Source organism: Pseudomonas sp. IT-P395 (assembly GCF_949767675.1).
GTDB lineage: Bacteria > Pseudomonadota > Gammaproteobacteria > Pseudomonadales > Pseudomonadaceae > Aquipseudomonas.
Genome location: NZ_CATKPW010000014.1, coordinates 45,089 through 63,417, shown reverse-complemented (window position 1 = coordinate 63,417; position 18,329 = coordinate 45,089). Strand labels below are relative to the sequence as shown.

Below are 18,329 nucleotides of genomic sequence, written 5' to 3'. Positions count from 1 at the left end.
GGCCGACCATAGTGGCTGTGTATACTGGCCGACATTTTAACGCCCTGGAACCTCCTTCGATGGTTGCTCACCTGATTGAATTTGCCACTAACCACTACATTCTTGTCGGTATCTTCGTCGTACTGCTGGCTCTGCTGCTGGCGCACACGATGCAGGGCGGCGGTAAAAGCCTGAGCACCGGCGAGCTGACCGCGCTGGTCAATAAAGATGCAGGCGTGGTGGTGGACATCCGTCCGGCCAAGGATTTCGCAGCCGGCCACATTGTTGGCGCGATCAATATTCCCCAGGACAAACTGGCTGCGCGCATTGGCGAGCTGGAAAAACACAAGGCCAAGACCATCATCCTGGTCGACGCCCTGGGCCAGACCGCCGGCACCCACGCCCGCGAACTGATGAAATCCGGCTTCACCGCCGCCAAGCTGTCCGGCGGGATTTCCAGCTGGAAAGGCGACAACCTGCCGCTGGTGAAGTGATATGAGCGAAGTCATCGTCTACTCCAGCGATTACTGCCCTTACTGCTCGCGCGCCAAGTACCTGCTCGAGAACAAAGGCGTGGCCTTCAAAGAGATCAAGGTCGATGGCAAGCCGCAGGTGCGCGCCGAAATGACCCAGAAAGCCGGACGCACGTCCGTGCCGCAGATCTGGATCGGCAGCAAGCACATCGGCGGTTGTGACGATTTGTATGCCCTGGAGCGCGCCGGCAAGCTCGACGCGCTGCTCAAGGCCTGAACGGCTGCACCCACGTACAGCAATCCCTTAAAGACCCGAGATCAGAAAGGATCTGAGATGACTGACCAACAGAACACTGCAGCCAGCGAAGAAGAAACCGCACCGCAATTCTCCTTGCAGCGCATCTACGTACGCGACCTGTCCTTCGAAGCCCCGAAAAGCCCGGCGATCTTCCGCCAGCAGTGGGATCCGGCGGTCGCGCTGGATCTGAACACTCGCCAGAAAGCACTGGAAGGTGATTTCTACGAAGTTGTGCTGACCCTGTCCGTCACCGTGAAAAACGGTGAAGAAGTCGCCTTCATCGCTGAAGTGCAACAGGCCGGTATCTTCCTGATCAAGAACCTCGATGCGGCCTCGATGAGCCACACCCTGGGTGCGTTCTGCCCGAACATTCTGTTCCCGTACGCGCGCGAAACTCTGGACAGCCTGGTGACCCGTGGTTCGTTCCCGGCGCTGATGCTGGCCCCGGTGAACTTCGACGCCCTGTACGCGCAAGAGCTGCAGCGCATGCAGGAAAGCGGCGAGACGCCAACCGTTCAGTAAGACGGTCTGGGCTACAAAGAAAAAAGCGCCGTAACAGGCGCTTTTTTCTTGGCTGATCGTTCCTACGCTCCGCGTGGGAATGCCTCTGGGGACGCTCCGCGTCCAGTGACGCGGAGCGTCACGGGCTGCATTCCCACGCAGAGCGTGGGAACGATCAGGTGTGGTGTTACTTGAAGTCGTTCTGGCGCCAGGCTTCGTACACTGCGACCGCAACGGTGTTGGACAGGTTCAGGCTGCGGCAGCCTTCGCGCATCGGCAGGCGCAGGCGCTGTTCCGGCGGCAGCGCGTCGAGCACTTCCGGCGGCAGGCCACGGCTTTCCGGGCCGAAGATGAACGCATCGCCAGGAACAAACGCGGCATCATGAAACGGCCGCGAGCCTTTGGTGGTGAACGCGAACAGCCGCGGGTTGCCAAGGCTTTCCAGGCAACTGGCCAAGTCTGCGTGACGCTGCAGCGTGGCATATTCGTGATAGTCGAGACCGGCGCGGCGCAAGCGCTTGTCGTCCATCTCGAAGCCCAGCGGTTCGATCAAATGCAGGTGGCAGCCGCTATTGGCGCACAGCCTGATAACGTTGCCGGTATTCGGCGGAATTTCTGGTTGAAAAAGGATGACGTGAAACATGCACGGCTCCGAAGGTAAAGATGAGCGGCATTCTACGCCGCCTGTGGACAACCGTTCGAAACTATTGCCGCGAGTCATCGGTTCGCTGGCGATTGTCGGCGTGATGATCGGTTTGATGATCGGCCGCCTGACCACGCCGGATCCGACTGTGCTGCAACAAGTCGAGGTGTCAGAGCAGGGGTTGGTGGTGTGGTTCAACAACGAACCCAAGCTGCACGGTGAAATCATCGATGGCACGGTGGCGCTATTGTTTCAGGCGGATGGCCAGGCGCAGAAGGGGCAACTCAAGCTCAACGGCAGGGACGTGAACTGGCGCACGCGCATGAGCGATGGCGGGTTGTTGTTGACCGTATTGGCAGCGCGGCCGCTGCAGGGTAATTGGGTCGGCAGTGAGGTCGATGACCGCTGGCGGCTGGAGATACGCTTGCAAACGAACTGATCGGAGTACTGCTGTCCTTCTCGACGTACTCCTACGCTTATTGACGTCGTTTCCCACTACGCTTGTCTGCCTTTCCACTCTCCTTGAATGCTTGCGCACGCTATCGTGCGTTCCTCTTTTAAACCGGCAGGATGCCGAAAGTCTTCGCCCCTTGCACGACTGCCAGGGGCGATTTTTTCAAGGATGAAAAAAATGCCAATAAAACCACCTGCCGGGGGCAGCACCCACGTGAAAGTGGATGCTTCGACCAGTCCAACCCGACCGGCCGACGTGGACATTCCGCTCCCCGGCCCATCGGGCCGCAGAGGTTCCGGTTCAGGACTCTCCGCCGATGATTGGCAGCCGCGTGCCGGGTCGTCCAGGGCTGTTGACGCAGATGCCACTGGTGCGACTCCGGCGGTTATTACTCACGCGACCCCCGTTGACGCACGTTTGCTCGCGCCTCAACCGACGCTGGACCATTACGTAATCAATGCCCGGGCGTTACTTCCAGAAGCCAACGGCGAAGGCTTGAGGGTTTTTAACAAGCGCACCTACGCTGAAGTGGCCGATGGCGATTTTGTCCATGTCGCCGTGGACCCCGAGACGGGACTGCATCGGGCCCGACGGCCAAGTGAGTTGCTTTTGGGGCCGGTGATGCTGCGTGACGCCGATAGCGGTTTTTGGTACCCGCGTACGGTCGTTGAGCCAACTACCCGAGCGCAGGTTCGAAGCTACCTTCCGAAAGCGACCGATCAACACGCGGATGACTTTATCGCCCGGTTTGGTGACAAGGATGTGGCAGATGTGGAACTCAAGCGGATTCAGCTTGGGCTACTGCAACTGGACTACGAACACGTCAGCATCCCGGACCACCAAAATCGCATTCTAGGGAAACATGGCGTAGATGAGGCGTTTGCCATGTGGAGTACGCTGCGCAAATTGTACAAGTGGAAAAGTAAGCCTGATCAGCGGGTCTACAGCGATGGGCGGCTATCGGGTTTCAAGCTGGATATCAATCTCACGCTATGGCCAGTCGATAAGCTGCTTTCATTGAAATTCAACTCAGTCGTTTCTCTCACGTTAAGAGGTCATGCGCCGCTGAACCCTGAGGTGTTTTTTGCGCAATTTCCCAACATTGAAAGTCTGACGGTCACAAGCCAGATGATCACCAGAAGTACCTCCGATGCCTCTATGTATGAGCATGCTTACTCAAGATTCGATCTGGGTTCGCGCTTTGCCGAGCAATTAGCGAGGCTCCCCCGTTTACGAGAGTTGAACCTGCAGGATTGTGATTTTCAGGATGACTTTTCGCTGAGGGGCATGACCAGGCTGCAGGTGTTGAGGCTAGGTAAAATACAGGCGGCGAGGCTGAATCATTATCCCGACGACTTGCGCGCTCGGTTGTCTCTTCAACACCCGAGCGTTGTTTTGCTAACGGATCCTGACATCTCCGGGATGACCGAGTTGCGCGTGTTGGACCTGACAGGCTCCGGAATACACCGAATCCCTATCGGGCTTGATACCGACGACGGGCCGTCAAGGCTGGAGGTATTGCGACTGGGCGACAACGCGTTTTCTGTTGCACCTTCACTTAAAGCAATGACTGCGTTGCAGGAGCTGGATCTTTCCAACATGAGGTTGGACAGGTTTCCGGACGGCATCACCGATAAGATTCCCGGGAAAGTGTTGAATCTGGCGAACAATCGAATTGCCGCGATCCCGGAATCCATCGAACTCAGAGCGGGCTTCAGTCTCAGCGGCAATCCCATCACGGATCCGGCTTCCCTGCGGCGTCTGATACATGCGCGTATAAAAACAGGCGCCGACATCTGGCTGGGAGAGGAAAGTGCTGATCGGTCGGCAAACCTGTGGCTGCGAAATGTGCCGCCATTGGAATTACCTGAAAAACTGAAGCTCTGGGACAGCTTCGGCGGTGCAGCAAGTGACGTGATCAATGGGATTCGGAAGCTGAGTCGTACGCCTGAATTTCACGTCGAGCATCCGCTTTTGCAGCGGCGGGTGTGGTGGTTTCTGGATGCCTATACGAAGGCTGAGCCAAGCGAACAGGCAAGGATGAGGGACATTCTGCTCAATGAACCCAGCCCCGGAAAAATGCTCGACAGGCTTGAAGCACAAATACGGGAATATGACTCGGGGCGGCAAAATCAGCCCCTGCATCATTTACCCAAACGTCCGAAGCTTAATTAACGCCGGGCTGAACACCTCGGCGATTGGTGTAAAAGCGGGAATCCCTGACCTGCCTGTATCAGGGTTCCCAAAACGGGTGGACTTCGCTGTGAGCGTCGGTCCGGTGTAAAGAGGGAACCCCCGGCCTGCCTGTACCAAGGATCCCAAAAGGGTGGGCTCGTCGCGTTGCGGTATGAGCCCGGTGTAAAGAGGGGAATCCCCGGCCTGCCTGTACCAAGGTCCCCGAAACGGGTGGTGAATCGAATCACCTGTAAGGGTTACTGCAGGGGGCGTGCCAGGTTTTAATGTGTTGAAACAAAAAATCTGATCAGAAACACGAAAGCCCCGGGATTCGGGGCTTTCGTGCATTTGGGTAGTTGATTTTTCAGTGGTTTCAGAAGCGAATGTGGCGATGCGGCTGTGCGCGATCGCGGGTCATTGTGCATTGATGCGGTGCACGGCGTTCCGATGAGGGGCTGGATTTTGAATTCACAACAGCCCTCAAGCGAACAAACCGTTAACCCTCATCCCCCTCATCATCATCGCCACCATCGACCTTCATCCCCAATTCCTTGATCTTGCGCGTCAGGGTATTGCGCCCCCAACCGAGCAAAACCGCGGCATCACGCCGGCGCCCGGCGGTGTGCTTCAGGGCCGTCTCGATCATGATTCGCTCAAACGCCGGCACCGCACTGTCGAGCAGGCTCGACTGACCGCGCGCCAGCGCCTGATCGGCCCACTGACGCAACGCCTGCTCCCAATTGGTCACTGGCGCCGAGTCCTGCGGCAGGTTCAATAGCTCCGGTGGCAGGTCGCTGATGTGTACTTCGCGTCCGGAGGCCATCACGGTGATCCAGCGACAGGTGTTTTCCAACTGCCGCACGTTGCCGCCCCACGGCAGGTTTTTCAGGTATTCCTCGGTCTCGCTCTTCAGCAGTTTCGGCTCGACCGCCAATTCCTGCGCGGCACGGCTGAGGAAGTGCTTGGCCAGGGTCGGGATGTCTTCACGACGGTCCGACAGGCGCGGGATGTGGATACGGATTACGTTGAGGCGGTGGAACAAGTCCTCACGGAATTTGCCGGCATGCACCAGGGTTTCCAGATTCTGGTGCGTCGCGGCGATGATGCGTACGTCGACCTTGACCGGCACATGCCCGCCAACGCGATAGAACTCGCCATCGGCCAGAACTCGCAGCAAGCGGGTCTGGGTATCCGCCGGCATGTCGCCGATTTCATCAAGAAACAGCGTGCCGCCGTCAGCCTGTTCGAAGCGCCCGCGACGCAGATTCGCCGCGCCGGTGAACGCGCCTTTCTCATGGCCGAACAGCTCGGATTCCATCAGGTCCTTGGGGATCGCCGCCATGTTCAGCGCAATGAACGGCGAGGCCGCGCGCGGGCTGTGGCGGTGCAGGGCGTGGGCGACCAGTTCTTTACCGGTGCCGGATTCGCCGTTGATCAGCACGGTGATGTTGGAGTGGCTCAAGCGACCGATGGCGCGAAACACTTCCTGCATCGCCGGCGCTTCGCCGATGATTTCCGGGGTGCGGGTCAAAGCAGGCACGACTTCCAGGCCTTGCTGTTCTTGCGCATGCTGATTGGCACGCTTGACCAGCGACACGGCCTCATCAACGTCGAACGGCTTTGGCAGATACTCGAACGCGCCGCCCTGATACGAGGCGACAGCGCTGTCCAGATCGGAGTGAGCGGTCATGATGATGACCGGCAACCGTGGGTGCTGTTCGCGAATCCGCGCCAGCAGATCCAGACCGCTGGCACCGGGCATGCGAATGTCGGAAATGATCACGTCCGGCTGCTGACGGGCCAAGCGACTCATCACGCCATCGGCGCTGTCGAAGCTCTGGGTGGTCATGCCTTCCTGCTGCAAGGCCTTTTCCAGCACCCAACGGATAGAACGGTCGTCATCGACGATCCACACGGTTTCACTACGGCTCATGTCGATGTGGCTCCTTGTTCCAGTGGCAGAAAGATCGAGAAGGTGGTGTGGCCTGGATGGCTGTCACACTCGATCAGGCCCTGGTGCTGGCTGATGATGTTCTGGGTAATGGCCAGGCCCAGCCCGGTACCGTCCGGGCGACCGCTGACCATGGGAAAGAAAATGGTTTCCTGAAGTTCCGCCGGGATCCCCGGACCGTTGTCGATGATCTCGATCTTGGTCACCAGACGATGGCGGACGTGGCCGATGGTGAACTGGCGCATGGTTCGGGTGCGCAGACTGATGCGGCCCAGGCGCAGCTCGTTCTGGCTGCTGATCGCCTGCATCGCGTTGCGCACGATGTTCAACACCGCCTGAATCATTTGCTCGCGGTCGATCAAGACGTCGGGAATGCTTGGGTCGTAATCGCGCACCAAGGTGATGCAGCCCTGACTTTCGGCTTCAACCAGTTGGCAAACGCGCTCCAGCACTTCGTGGACGTTGCACATGGCCAGCGACGGCAGCTTGTTCGAGCCGAGCATGCGGTCGACCAGATTGCGCAGGCGGTCGGCCTCTTCAATGATCACGTTGGTGTAATCGCGCAGGCTGTCTTCCGGCAGCTCGCGGGCCAGCAGTTGCGCGGCGCCACGGATACCGCCGAGCGGATTCTTGATTTCATGGGCGAGACCGCGCACCAGCATCTTGCTGGTTTCCTGCTTGGACAGCTGCGCCTCTTCCTTGGTGATCCGCAGCAAGCGGTCACGCGGATGAACCTCCAGCAGGAGCATGGTCGCGCCGTTGCTGAGGATCGGCGTCACCGCGTAATCCACGGTCAAGGTCTGGCCGGTGAGGGCGGTGAGCATCGCTTCGCGTTTGGTAAACGGGTGCGCCTGCTCTACCGCTTGGCGCAACGAATTCAGCGCCTCGGTGGATTCGGTGAACAGCTCGCTGATGAATTGCCCATGGCTACGCTGCCCGCTGATGGCGAGCAGCATCTCCGCCGCCGGATTCATGTACTCGAGGCGCAATTCGGCGTCGAGCAGGATGGTGGCGGTGGTCAGGTTGTCGAGCAGCAAACGGTGGATTGCGTCGCTAATAGTCATCGGAGCCTCTTTTGGGGGCGGAGCGTGCGCAAATAACAAGCGTCGGTGAACGGAAAATGCAAAAACCAAACCAAGGCTCTGAAAAGAAGCGTTCAACGCCTGAAACAGGCGTTTGACGCTCGTTTGCGTGGCATTCGGCCGGCCTTTGCGGGTACTTTCGAACCAAAATGGGTTGAGATCTGGGTATGGCGCAGACTATTGCACCAATATAGTGCGCAAAGCTGAATGGCGTTAGAAGAAACGCAGGAAGGGATTTTTCGGCTCTGGCGGTTTGTCTTTCAGCGGACATTCCGGACGTACGCCGTAGTCGTCGGCGACGCAGGGTTTGACCTGACGTTTCTGCGCGAGAGAGATGCGCAGCATGTGGAACGGCTGGTTGGCGGTGCGTTCGACCGTTCGCCCTTCGGCGTCGAGGATTTCCACCGAAAGGTTGTGGCTGCCACGGTCGATGTTACTCAGAGGAAAAACCGGCGTCAGGCCGGGTTCGCCAGTGGCCTGCCCATCCAGCAACAGCCGATAGCGATGACCTTTTTGCAGGCCTGGTTCGCTGGTGACGCTGACGATGATTTCACCGGCGCTGCTGCGAATCGTTGCATCGGGCTCGGGCACCAGGATGCGTAGCATGTCGTAATGGAACGGCGGTTGTTCCGGGGATTTTGTTGCCGTGGTGATTGGCGTGGTGGTCGTTGGGGTTGCGGACATGCGATTGCTGGTCGCGATGGGCACACGCTTGGCATTGCCGCGCGGTTGGTCGGTGTAGACGCGGTTGCCTTGTGCGTCGGTGTAGGTGAAGACCTCTGCTGAAGCCTGCAGGGTCAGCAGCGCCAGCACGACGAACAAACATGCGCGGATCATGGCTTGTGCACCCGCTGTACGCTGAGGAGAACTGGCGGGCTCTGCTGTATGACCGTTTGCCCGTCAATCACCTGCACCGCTAAACGATGTTCGCCGCGATCTACGTTTACCAGTTGCAGGATTGGCACGTTGCTCGGCTGACCGTAAGGCTCATCGTCCAATACCAGCCTTAATTGATGCGGCGGCAGCAGGCGGGGTTTGATCAGCACTTGAACGGTGAACGTGCCGTTATTGGCGCGCAGGGCCTCTTCGGTGGGCAAACCAGCGAGTTCAAGAATGTCATAGGCGTTGGGCGCAGGTTCACGGTTGTCGGTTTCGGGCGCGGGTGGTGCGCTGGGCGCCTGAGGCTCGACCCGATTGAGCGGCGGCAATTCCACCGGTTGTGCCTGCACGCCGTCCGGCGAGTGATCGCTGTACACCGTGTGGCCGTTGGCATCGGTGTATTTGTAGATCTGCGCGGCGGCGGGCAGGGCGATCATCAGCAATAGAATGTAGAGAAAGGTGCGACCCATGAAATCGACCGGGATTGAAAGCGATGGGGTGCAGCATAGGACAGGTGTGGCGGTTGGCCCAACCCTGCACACATCCAGAGATCATTCATACACCACAATTGATCGTTCCCACGCTCTGCGTGGGTACGCCTCAAGGGACGCTCCGCGTCCAGTGACGCGGAGCGTCACGGGCTGCATTCCCACGCGGAGCGTGGGAACGATCAGCATCACGTCATAAATGGCAGGCAAGAAAAAAGGCCTCCCGAAGGAGGCCTCTTTTTGTCACGCCGAAAAACGCGGCGCTACCGGATCAGCAGCTGTAGTACAGCTCATATTCCAGTGGGTGTACGAAGGTGCGAACCTTGATTTCTTCTTCCGATTTCAGCGCGATGTAAGCGTCGATGAAGTCGTCGGAGAATACGCCGCCCTTGGTCAGGAACGCGCGGCCCTTGTCCAGCTCTTCCAGGGCTTCTTTCAAGCTGCCGCAAACTTGCGGGATCTCTTTCGCCTCTTCAGGCGGCAGGTCGTACAGGTTTTTGTCAGCAGCGTCGCCTGGGTGGATCTTGTTCTGGATACCGTCCAGACCGGCCATCAGCAGTGCTGCGAAGGCCAGGTAAGGGTTGGCAGCCGGATCCGGGAAGCGGGCTTCGATACGGCGGGCTTTCGGGCTCGACACGTAAGGAATACGGATCGAAGCGGAACGGTTGCGAGCCGAGTAGGCCAGCATCACCGGAGCTTCGAAGCCTGGTACCAGACGCTTGTAGGAGTTGGTCGCCGGGTTGGTGAAGCCGTTCAGGGCCTTACCGTGCTTGATGATGCCGCCGATGAAGTACAGAGCGGTATCGGACAGGCCGGCATAACCTTCACCTGCGAAGGTGTTCTTGCCGTCTTTCCAGATCGACATGTGCACGTGCATGCCCGAACCGTTGTCGCCGTACAGTGGCTTCGGCATGAAGGTCGCGGTGCGACCGTAAGCGTCAGCAACGTTGTGCACAACGTACTTCAGGGTTTGGGTTTCGTCGGCTTTCTTCACCAGGGTGTTGAACTTGACGCCGATTTCGTTCTGGCCGGCAGTCGCCACTTCGTGGTGGTGAACTTCGACGGTCAGGCCCATTTCTTCCAGTGCGTTGCACATGGAGGTACGGATTTCGTGGTCGTGGTCGAACGGCGGAACCGGGAAGTAGCCACCTTTGACGCCTGGACGGTGCCCCTTGTTGCCGCCTTCGATGTCCTGGTCGGACATCCACGAACCTTGCTCGGAGTAGATCTTGAACATCGAGCCGGAGATGTCCGACTTGAATTTCACCGAGTCAAAGATGAAGAATTCTGGCTCAGGACCGGCGAACACGGTGTCACCGATACCGGTGGCTTTCAGGTGTTCTTCGGCACGCTTGGCGATCGCACGTGGGTCGCGGTCGTAGCCTTGCATGCTCGAAGGTTCGATGATGTCGCACACCAGGATCAGGGTGGCGTCTTCGGTGAACGGGTCGAGTACGGCAGTTTCGTCAACCGGCATCAGGATCATGTCGGAGGCTTCGATGCCTTTCCAGCCAGCGATGGAGGAACCGTCGAACATTTTGCCGACTTCGAAGAAGTCTTCATCCAGCGCATCGCGAGCCGGCATGGTCACGTGGTGCTGAGTGCCTTTGGTGTCCGTGAAGCGCAGATCAATCCACTTGACGTCATGATCTTTGATGAGTTGAACCGTCTTCGACATATGTCCTCCGGGTGGCTTCGGGCTTAGTAGTGGATGCCCTTAGAATTTGGGTGATGCCGGCGCGAATACTCTGCCAAGGCAACCTGCCTCACAAGGGAGCAAATTGCATGCCAGTGCCCCAGCATGGGTTTTTTGCCCCAAATTCACGCTTATAAAGGTGCAAAGCGTCTCAATGCGGAAAATCTCGCCCTTTAATGTAGCGTCATAAATCGAAAATGACCCGTTTTGGTGCATGCAAAACCTTCTGCACATTAACTGGTTAAACCTTGAGCAATTTCCGCTATAATCCGCGCCCCCCTTTTTCGGCTGGCCGTTCGCGCGCTGTTTTCATGAAACTAATCGTAAAAGTCTTCCCCGAGATCACCATCAAAAGCCGACCTGTCCGGACGAAATTCATCCGCCAGCTGGCCAAGAACATCCGCACCGTGCTCCGCGACCTGGACCCGGCCGTGGTGGTGAACGGTGTGTGGGACAATCTCGAACTGGAAACCCGCGTTACCGACCCCAAAGCCTTGAAAGAGATGGGCGAGCGCCTGACCTGCATGCCGGGCATCGCGCACTTTCTGCAGATCGACGAGTACCCGCTGGGCGACTTCGACGACATCACCGAGAAGTGCAAACAGCACTACGGCGATGCACTGGCCGGGAAGATTTTCTCGGTGCGTTGCAAGCGTGCCGGCAAGCACGCATTCAGCTCGATGGATGTCGAAAAATACGTCGGCAGCAAGCTGCGCCGTGAGTGCGGTGCTGCCGGGATCGACCTGAAAGCGCCGGAAATCGAAGTCCGCATCGAAGTTCGCGACAAACGGTTGTTTGTGATTCACAGCCAGCACAACGGCATCGGCGGTTACCCGCTCGGCGCCCTTGAGCAGACGCTGGTATTGATGTCCGGCGGCTTTGACTCGACCGTTGCGGCCTACCAGATCATTCGCCGCGGCCTGATGACGCACTTCTGCTTCTTCAATCTGGGCGGTCGTGCCCACGAATTGGGCGTGATGGAAGTCGCGCATTTCATCTGGAAGAAGTACGGCAGCTCGCAACGCGTGCTATTTGTCAGTGTTCCGTTCGAAGAAGTGCTGGGCGAAATTCTCGGCAAAGTCGATAACAGTCATATGGGCGTCGTATTGAAGCGTATGATGTTGCGCGCGGCCTCCAATATCGCCGACCGCCTGCAGATCGAGGCGCTGGTCACCGGCGAGGCGATCTCCCAGGTGTCGAGCCAGACGCTGCCGAACCTGTCGGTGATCGACTGCGTGACCGACAAACTGGTCCTGCGTCCGCTGATCGTGGCGCACAAGCAGGACATCATCGACACGGCCAACGAGATCGGCACTGCCGATTTCGCCCGGCACATGCCGGAATACTGCGGGGTCATTTCGGTCAATCCGAAAACCGCCGCCAAACGCGGTCGTGTTGAACACGAAGAGAAAGAATTCGACATGGCAGTCCTCGAGCGTGCGCTCGAAAACGCCAAACTGGTGCCGATCGATCGGGTGATCGACGAATTGGGCCAGGACGTACAGATTGAAGAAGTCAGCGAAGCACTGGCCGGCCAGATCGTGATCGACATCCGTCACCCGGATGCCGCCGAGGATGAGCCGCTGGAACTCGCTGGCGTAGAAGTACAGACGATGCCGTTCTACGCAGTGAACGCTCGTTTCAAGGAGCTGGATCCGACTCGCCAGTACCTGCTGTATTGCGACAAAGGCGTGATGAGTCGCCTGCATGCTCACCATTTGCTCAGTGAGGGGCATGCCAATGTGCGCGTTTATCGACCGAGCTAAGTGCCCGGGGCTGTTTGCCTGTGGCCTGCGTCACCGGCCCCCCGACACCGCCGTCAAGCTGTAACGGCCATGCCGGACACTACTGCTAATCGCTGCCAAGACTTGTCAGCAAACCGAATCCTCTGATCGAGATACACAAGTGATCGAAAATCTACGCAACATCGCCATCATCGCCCACGTTGACCATGGTAAAACCACCCTGGTAGACAAACTCCTGCGTCAATCCGGCACCCTGGAACGCAACGAGCTCAACGACGAGCGCGTGATGGACTCCAACGACCAGGAAAAAGAGCGCGGTATTACCATTCTGGCGAAAAACACCGCCATCAACTGGAACGGCTACCACATCAACATCGTGGACACCCCGGGCCACGCCGACTTCGGCGGTGAAGTTGAACGCGTAATGTCGATGGTTGACTCCGTTCTGCTGCTGGTTGACGCTCAAGACGGCCCTATGCCGCAAACCCGTTTCGTGACCAAGAAGGCTTTCGAAGCCGGCCTGCGTCCAATCGTGGTAATCAACAAGGTTGACCGTCCAGGCGCGCGTCCGGACTGGGTTCTGGATCAGATCTTCGACCTGTTCGACAACCTCGGTGCTACCGAAGAACAACTGGACTTCCAGGTTGTTTACGCTTCGGCCCTGAACGGTATTGCCGGTCTGGATCACACCGCCATGGCGGAAGACATGACCCCGCTGTACCAAGCGGTAGTCGACCACGTTCCGCCTCCGGCCGTTGACCGTGACGGTCCGTTCCAGATGCAGATCTCCGCTCTGGACTACAACAGCTTCCTGGGTGTTATCGGTGTTGGCCGTATCGCTCGTGGTCGCGTCAAGCCGAACACCCCGGTTGTCGCTATCAGCGCCGACGGCAAGCGCCGCAACGGTCGTATCCTGAAGCTGATGGGTCACCACGGTCTGCACCGCATTGACGTTGAAGAAGCAGCAGCCGGCGACATCGTCTGCATCAGCGGCTTCGACGAGCTGTTCATCTCCGACACTCTGTGCGATATCAACACCGTCGAGGCGATGAAGCCGCTGACCGTTGACGAGCCAACCGTTTCCATGACCTTCCAGGTAAACGACTCGCCATTCTGCGGTAAAGAAGGCAAGTTCGTGACCTCCCGTAACATCAAGGATCGTCTGGACAAAGAGCTGCTGTACAACGTTGCACTGCGCGTTGAAGAAGGCGACTCGGCTGACAAGTTCAAGGTTTCCGGCCGTGGTGAGCTGCACCTCTCGGTACTGATCGAAACCATGCGTCGCGAAGGCTTCGAGCTGGCCCTGGGCCGTCCTGAAGTGATCATCCGTGAAGTTGACGGCGTGAAGCAGGAACCGTTCGAAAACGTAACCATCGACATCCCTGAAGAATCGCAGGGCAAGGTCATGGAAGAGATGGGTCTGCGTAAGGGCGACCTGAGCAACATGGTGCCGGATGGCAAGGGCCGTGTTCGTCTGGAATACAACATCCCTGCTCGCGGTCTGATCGGTTTCCGTAACCAGTTCCTGACCCTGACCAACGGTGCTGGCATCCTGACCTCGATCTTCGACCGTTACGCTCCAGTGAAGTCCGGCCACATGTCCGGCCGTCAGAACGGCGTTCTGGTTTCGGTTGAAACCGGTAAGGCACTGACCTACTCGCTGGAAACCCTGCAGGCTCGTGGCAAGCTGTTCGTAGAACACGGCCAAGAGATCTACAACGGTCAAATCGTTGGTCAGAACAGCCGCGACAACGACCTGGGTGTGAACCCAACCAAAGGCAAGAAGCTCGACAACATGCGTGCTTCGGGTAAAGACGAAACCATCGCTCTGGTACCACCTGTTCGCTTCACCCTGGAACAGGCTCTGGAATACATCCAGGAAGACGAGCTGTGCGAAGTGACTCCTAAGTCCATCCGTCTTCGCAAGAAGATCCTGGACGAAAGCGAGCGTACCCGCGCTGCCAAGAAAGCCAAGGCGTAATTTAGCTCTGGTATAAAAAACGCCCCCGGTCGCGAGACCGGGGGCGTTTTTGTTTGTCTGCGATCAGCAGCGAAGCAATGGGCGAATCAAGCGTCGAACCAGCGAAACGCGAGGAAGGTTTCCGCGATCTTGCGCAGTACAACCTTGTCCGCTTTGTTGGCTATTCCATCGCCGTTCACATCGGAGTTAGTGAAGGAGTCGAGGCTGCCGTCATTGTCACCATCGTACGCGGCTGCGCGTCGGATTTTGATGGGTTTGCTCAGCTCGCCATCGTCTTCACTGAATTGAAGCGTGACCACATTGGGTGTGCCGTCCTGATGATGGTCGGTTGCGCCAATTTTCAGATAGCGCTCCCAGTTATCGCCGGCATTGAACCAGTTGAGCTGCAGGAATACCTCGGCAAAGGCCGTGAGTAGCAACTGATCCTGAAAGTTCTGCTCGCCGTCGCTGTTGATATCGCCGGCGAAGCCGAACTCAATGCAGCCATCGGCGGACATATCCAATGCAAAAGCTTCGTGGACGAGGTTGGCAGAACCATTGTGGAAGTGCAGCTGCACGGCATCGGCCTTGCCGTTACCGCTACGATCCTGGGCTGTCACTTTTAAATAACGCATGAGCATCTTCTCTGAGGGAGTGATGCTCCACACTAGTGTTGGGGAGAGATACTTTCTGTCGGGTGAATGCTTGATAAAGCATAGGAAATTGCGACAAGCGGGTAGGGTCGAGTTACCCGTCCCTGTAAGAACAATCTACGGACGGCACTTTAAGTGCGGAGCTCGCCTTTGGCCCATTCCAGGGTTGGGTCAGAACCGCTCGATCGCCCGGAAATTCTGCTCGCGCACCACTTCCTTTGGCTTGTACGCGCAATACCCAGGTCGCGGCCCGATCTTCGGGTGATTGCGGCAGGTATCCGGGCGCTTGTCATAAATGGTGCACAAGCGGCTCTTACGATCCAGGTAGTAGCAATCGTTGTTGCTCATGCGCTGCAAGGTGAAGATGCCGGACTTCTGATTGAAACGTTCAACCAGGCCTTCCTTTTGCAGGCGCTTGGCGATGTTCTTCGGCGGATCGCCCAGTTCGAACTCGTCGACCACGCCGATACGCACCAGATCCTTGATCTTCACCTCAACCGGCAGCGTGCAGCAGCTGGACACGCAGGAACCGCACATCGGGGCTGAGTATTTTGCCCACGTATCGAGACGGTCGATCTCGGCGGCGGCAATCAGGTTGGGCTTCATCATCGGGAGTTACCAGGCGTGTGTGCATCAGGGCGCGCGATCATACCGGGACTGGTGGATTTTTGAACAACCTTTCGCCAGATTTTTTCTCGATGCAGGCAATTTGCCGGAAAAATCGGCACGGCCCCTGCATTGATTAGCTCACTCGACAAGGTAATGCCGGGCTATCTCACAGTCTCGGGAAAAACTGCCGAACCAGAGCCGCTACCGTCGGTCAGACCGTCTAGGCTCAGACAATTCCCCGCTCGCTCGAGGTCCTATCGATGACTCAAGAACCACTAGTTCGCGAAGCAGAGGTGGCCGCATTCCGCGACGCCGTCCTGACCAAACTCACCTATGCGGTGGGCAAAGACCCCGATCACGCCTTCGATCATGACTGGTTCGAAGCCATCGCCCTGGCAGCGCGTGATCACATGGTCGAACACTGGATGGACCACACCCGGCAGATTTATCGCAAAGGCCAGAAGCGAGTGTATTATCTCTCGCTGGAGTTTCTCATCGGCCGCTTGCTCTACGACAGCCTGAGCAACCTTGGCCTGCTCGACGTCGCCCGTGAAGCGCTGACTGAACTCGGTGTCGATCTGGAGCGTATCCGTTTGCTGGAACCTGACGCAGCGCTCGGTAACGGCGGCCTCGGGCGTCTGGCGGCGTGCTTCATGGAAAGCATGTCGACCCTCGGCATCGCCGGTCACGGCTACGGTATTCGTTATGAACATGGCTTGTTCCGCCAAGCCATTGTCGACGGCTGGCAGCAGGAGCAGACCGAGCACTGGCTGGATTTCGGCAACCCGTGGGAGTTCGAACGGCCGGAAGTGGTTTACACCATCGGCTTCGGCGGCAGCGTTGAAACCGTCACCGACATTTCCGGTAAGTCCAAACAAGTCTGGTCGCCGGCGGAAACCGTTCGCGCCATTGCTTACGACACGCCAGTGGTGGGCTGGCGCGGGGCGAGCGTCAACACTTTGCGGCTGTGGCGTGCGCGCGCCATGGAAGATTTGCACCTGGAGCGTTTCAACGCTGGCGACCACTTGGGCGCGGTGGCCGAAGTGGCCCGCGCCGAAAGTATTTCCCGCGTGCTCTATCCGGCGGACAGCACTGAAGCAGGGCAAGAGCTGCGCCTGCGTCAGGAGTACTTTTTCGTCGCGGCCTCGTTACAGGATCTGCTGCGTCGTCACCGCAACATGCACACCTCGGTGCTGACCTTGGGCGATCACGCGGCGATCCAGCTCAACGATACGCACCCTTCGATTGCCGTCGCCGAGCTGATGCGTCAACTCGTCGACGTCTACGACGTCGCGTGGGATGCCGCGTGGCAAGTGACCGTCGACACGCTGTCATACACCAACCACACGCTGCTGCCGGAAGCACTGGAAACCTGGCCGGTGGGCCTGATGGAACGCATGCTGCCACGGCACATGCAGATCATTTACCTGATCAATGCCCAGCACATCGATTCGCTGCGGGCCAAAGGCATTCACGATTTCGACGTGCTGCGCGCGGTGTCGCTGATCGAAGAAGACAACGGTCGCCGGGTGCGCATGGGCAACCTTGCGTTCCTCGGTTCGCACAGCGTCAACGGCGTGTCCGGATTGCACACGCAATTGATGCGCAAAACCGTGTTCGCCGAACTGCACAAGCTGTATCCGGAGCGGATCAACAACAAAACCAACGGCATTACCTTCCGCCGCTGGTTGTATCAGGCCAACTCTGAACTGACTTCGATGCTGGTCGACGCGCTCGGCCCGGATCTACTGGATAACCCCGAAGAGCGTCTGCTCGATCTCGAGCCGTTTGCCGAAAAAACTGCGTTCCGTAAAGCTTTTGCCGAACAACGGCTGCACAGCAAAAAAGCCCTGGCCTATCTGATTCATGAACGGCTGGGCATCGCGGTCAACCCGGCGGCGATGTTCGACGTGCAGGTCAAACGGATCCACGAATACAAACGCCAGTTGCTTAACCTGCTGCACACCGTGGCGCTGTATCAGGCGATTCGCGCGGAGCCGGAAGTCGACTGGGTGCCACGGGTGAAAATCTTCGCCGGTAAAGCGGCGGCGAGTTATCACCAGGCCAAACTGATCATCAAACTGACCAACGATATTGCCCGCGTGGTGAATAACGATCCGACCGTGCGCGGCTTGCTGAAAGTGGTGTTCCTGCCCAACTACAACGTCAGCCTGGCGGAGAGCATTATTCCGGCGGCGGACTTGTCCGAGCAGATTTCCACCGCCGGTTTCGAGGCGTCGGGCACCAGTAACATGAAGTTCGGCCTCAACGGCGCGCTGACCATCGGCACACTGGACGGCGCCAACGTGGAAATGTGCGAGCGCATCGGTGCCGAGCACATGTTTATTTTCGGCCTCAGCGCGCAGCAGGTTGAAGCGCGTAAACAGAATCACGAGTTCAGCGCTTTGCCGGACATCGCCGCCTCCCATCGTCTGAACGATGTGCTGCAAGCGATCCGCAGCGGGGTGTTTTCGCCGGACGACACGTCGCGTTACACCGGGCTGATCGATTCGCTGGTGGATTACGACCGCTTTCTGGTCTGCGCCGACTTCGACTCTTATTGGGAAGCGCAGAAGCGGGTTGAAGCGCATTGGCACGATTCCAACAACTGGTGGCGTTCAGCGGTGCTCAACACGGCGCGGATGGGCTGGTTCTCGTCAGACCGGACGATTCGCGAGTACGCCACGGATATCTGGAAAGCGCTGGAGTAACTTTCCGTTCGGCTCGATATAATCGCGTGCCG

The 18,329-nt window shown here is 58.2% G+C and carries 16 protein-coding genes; 8 read left to right on the top strand and 8 right to left on the bottom strand.

Features of this window, described 5'->3' with window-relative positions:
* Positions 1-59: 59 nt before the first annotated feature.
* Genes ACM6IN_RS13275 through secB form a run of 3 tightly spaced genes read left to right on the top strand, consistent with a single transcriptional unit; the run spans position 60 to position 1,272 of the window.
* Positions 60-473: a rhodanese-like domain-containing protein gene (locus tag ACM6IN_RS13275; protein WP_007909228.1), complete on the top strand. Its 414-nt coding sequence runs from the start codon at positions 60-62 to the stop codon at positions 471-473.
* Position 474: 1 nt separating this feature from the next.
* The gene (grxC, locus tag ACM6IN_RS13270) at positions 475-729 is read left to right on the top strand and encodes a glutaredoxin 3 (protein WP_038359971.1); all 255 of its coding nucleotides are present in this window, start codon (positions 475-477) and stop codon (positions 727-729) included.
* A gap of 57 nt (positions 730-786) precedes the next feature.
* Entirely contained in the window at positions 787-1,272 is a 486-nt protein-coding gene (gene secB / locus ACM6IN_RS13265; protein ID WP_007909233.1) for a protein-export chaperone SecB, read from the top strand.
* A 166-nt stretch (positions 1,273-1,438) separates the two neighbouring features.
* On the opposite strand, the gene ACM6IN_RS13260 is transcribed toward secB, so the two are convergent.
* The gene (locus ACM6IN_RS13260) at positions 1,439-1,894 is read right to left on the bottom strand and encodes a tRNA (cytidine(34)-2'-O)-methyltransferase (RefSeq protein WP_007909235.1); all 456 of its coding nucleotides are present in this window, start codon (positions 1,892-1,894) and stop codon (positions 1,439-1,441) included.
* Between ACM6IN_RS13260 and ACM6IN_RS13255 the strand changes: the two genes are divergently transcribed.
* Complete coding sequence (locus ACM6IN_RS13255; protein ID WP_095113967.1) at positions 1,893-2,333, top strand: hypothetical protein; 441 nt, start codon at positions 1,893-1,895, stop codon at positions 2,331-2,333. The two genes, ACM6IN_RS13260 and ACM6IN_RS13255, sit on opposite strands and share 2 nt — an antisense overlap.
* Positions 2,334-2,525: 192 nt before the next feature.
* Positions 2,526-4,523 (top strand): leucine-rich repeat domain-containing protein, encoded by a 1,998-nt coding sequence (locus tag ACM6IN_RS13250; protein ID WP_414916178.1) that lies wholly within the window; start codon positions 2,526-2,528, stop codon positions 4,521-4,523.
* A gap of 496 nt (positions 4,524-5,019) precedes the next feature.
* Here ACM6IN_RS13250 and ntrC read toward each other — a convergent pair whose 3' ends face one another.
* The 5 genes from ntrC to glnA form a co-directional block, all read right to left on the bottom strand.
* Positions 5,020-6,456, bottom strand: a complete 1,437-nt coding sequence (gene ntrC, locus ACM6IN_RS13245; RefSeq protein WP_007909238.1) for a nitrogen regulation protein NR(I) — start codon at positions 6,454-6,456, stop codon at positions 5,020-5,022.
* Positions 6,453-7,538 carry a nitrogen regulation protein NR(II) gene (glnL, locus tag ACM6IN_RS13240; RefSeq protein WP_007909240.1) on the bottom strand — a complete coding sequence of 362 codons (1,086 nt, stop codon included), beginning with the start codon at positions 7,536-7,538 and terminating at the stop codon, positions 6,453-6,455. Before glnL ends, ntrC begins: the two co-directional genes overlap by 4 nt.
* Positions 7,539-7,769: 231 nt before the next feature.
* Positions 7,770-8,393 carry a DUF4124 domain-containing protein gene (locus ACM6IN_RS13235; protein WP_414916177.1) on the bottom strand — a complete coding sequence of 208 codons (624 nt, stop codon included), beginning with the start codon at positions 8,391-8,393 and terminating at the stop codon, positions 7,770-7,772.
* Positions 8,390-8,905 (bottom strand): DUF4124 domain-containing protein, encoded by a 516-nt coding sequence (locus tag ACM6IN_RS13230; RefSeq protein ID WP_414916176.1) that lies wholly within the window; start codon positions 8,903-8,905, stop codon positions 8,390-8,392. Before ACM6IN_RS13230 ends, ACM6IN_RS13235 begins: the two co-directional genes overlap by 4 nt.
* 289 nt (positions 8,906-9,194) lie before the next feature.
* Positions 9,195-10,601, bottom strand: coding sequence for a type I glutamate--ammonia ligase (glnA, locus tag ACM6IN_RS13225; protein ID WP_007909254.1), 1,407 nt, complete (start codon positions 10,599-10,601; stop codon positions 9,195-9,197).
* 329 nt (positions 10,602-10,930) lie between these two features.
* On the opposite strand from glnA, the gene thiI reads away from it, so the two are divergent.
* Positions 10,931-12,385: a tRNA uracil 4-sulfurtransferase ThiI gene (thiI, locus tag ACM6IN_RS13220; protein WP_007909256.1), complete on the top strand. Its 1,455-nt coding sequence runs from the start codon at positions 10,931-10,933 to the stop codon at positions 12,383-12,385.
* Positions 12,386-12,524: 139 nt separating this feature from the next.
* Complete coding sequence (typA, locus tag ACM6IN_RS13215; RefSeq protein WP_003220792.1) at positions 12,525-14,345, top strand: translational GTPase TypA; 1,821 nt, start codon at positions 12,525-12,527, stop codon at positions 14,343-14,345.
* 86 nt (positions 14,346-14,431) lie between these two features.
* Here the strand turns inward: typA and ACM6IN_RS13210 are convergent, their stop codons facing one another.
* Together ACM6IN_RS13210 and ACM6IN_RS13205 are read right to left on the bottom strand one after the other, a co-directional pair.
* A complete protein-coding gene (locus tag ACM6IN_RS13210) occupies positions 14,432-14,959 on the bottom strand; it encodes a hypothetical protein (protein WP_414916175.1) in 528 nt (175 codons plus the stop codon).
* Positions 14,960-15,148: 189 nt separating this feature from the next.
* Complete coding sequence (locus ACM6IN_RS13205) at positions 15,149-15,586, bottom strand: YkgJ family cysteine cluster protein (protein WP_007909261.1); 438 nt, start codon at positions 15,584-15,586, stop codon at positions 15,149-15,151.
* A 260-nt stretch (positions 15,587-15,846) separates the two neighbouring features.
* On the opposite strand from ACM6IN_RS13205, the gene ACM6IN_RS13200 reads away from it, so the two are divergent.
* Positions 15,847-18,297: a glycogen/starch/alpha-glucan phosphorylase gene (locus tag ACM6IN_RS13200; protein WP_414916174.1), complete on the top strand. Its 2,451-nt coding sequence runs from the start codon at positions 15,847-15,849 to the stop codon at positions 18,295-18,297.
* Positions 18,298-18,329 lie beyond the last annotated feature (32 nt).

Coding starts and splice junctions, on each gene's coding strand:
- ACM6IN_RS13275 (WP_007909228.1), top strand. CDS start 60: ATGGTTGCTCACCTGATTGAATTTGCCACTAACCACTACATTCTTGTC.
- ACM6IN_RS13235 (WP_414916177.1), bottom strand. CDS start 8,393: ATGATCCGCGCATGTTTGTTCGTCGTGCTGGCGCTGCTGACCCTGCAG.
- grxC (WP_038359971.1), top strand. CDS start 475: ATGAGCGAAGTCATCGTCTACTCCAGCGATTACTGCCCTTACTGCTCG.
- glnL (WP_007909240.1), bottom strand. CDS start 7,538: ATGACTATTAGCGACGCAATCCACCGTTTGCTGCTCGACAACCTGACC.
- ACM6IN_RS13260 (WP_007909235.1), bottom strand. CDS start 1,894: ATGTTTCACGTCATCCTTTTTCAACCAGAAATTCCGCCGAATACCGGC.
- glnA (WP_007909254.1), bottom strand. CDS start 10,601: ATGTCGAAGACGGTTCAACTCATCAAAGATCATGACGTCAAGTGGATT.
- thiI (WP_007909256.1), top strand. CDS start 10,931: ATGAAACTAATCGTAAAAGTCTTCCCCGAGATCACCATCAAAAGCCGA.
- ACM6IN_RS13250 (WP_414916178.1), top strand. CDS start 2,526: ATGCCAATAAAACCACCTGCCGGGGGCAGCACCCACGTGAAAGTGGAT.
- ACM6IN_RS13230 (WP_414916176.1), bottom strand. CDS start 8,905: ATGGGTCGCACCTTTCTCTACATTCTATTGCTGATGATCGCCCTGCCC.
- ntrC (WP_007909238.1), bottom strand. CDS start 6,456: ATGAGCCGTAGTGAAACCGTGTGGATCGTCGATGACGACCGTTCTATC.
- ACM6IN_RS13205 (WP_007909261.1), bottom strand. CDS start 15,586: ATGATGAAGCCCAACCTGATTGCCGCCGCCGAGATCGACCGTCTCGAT.
- ACM6IN_RS13210 (WP_414916175.1), bottom strand. CDS start 14,959: ATGCGTTATTTAAAAGTGACAGCCCAGGATCGTAGCGGTAACGGCAAG.
- ACM6IN_RS13200 (WP_414916174.1), top strand. CDS start 15,847: ATGACTCAAGAACCACTAGTTCGCGAAGCAGAGGTGGCCGCATTCCGC.
- ACM6IN_RS13255 (WP_095113967.1), top strand. CDS start 1,893: ATGCACGGCTCCGAAGGTAAAGATGAGCGGCATTCTACGCCGCCTGTG.
- secB (WP_007909233.1), top strand. CDS start 787: ATGACTGACCAACAGAACACTGCAGCCAGCGAAGAAGAAACCGCACCG.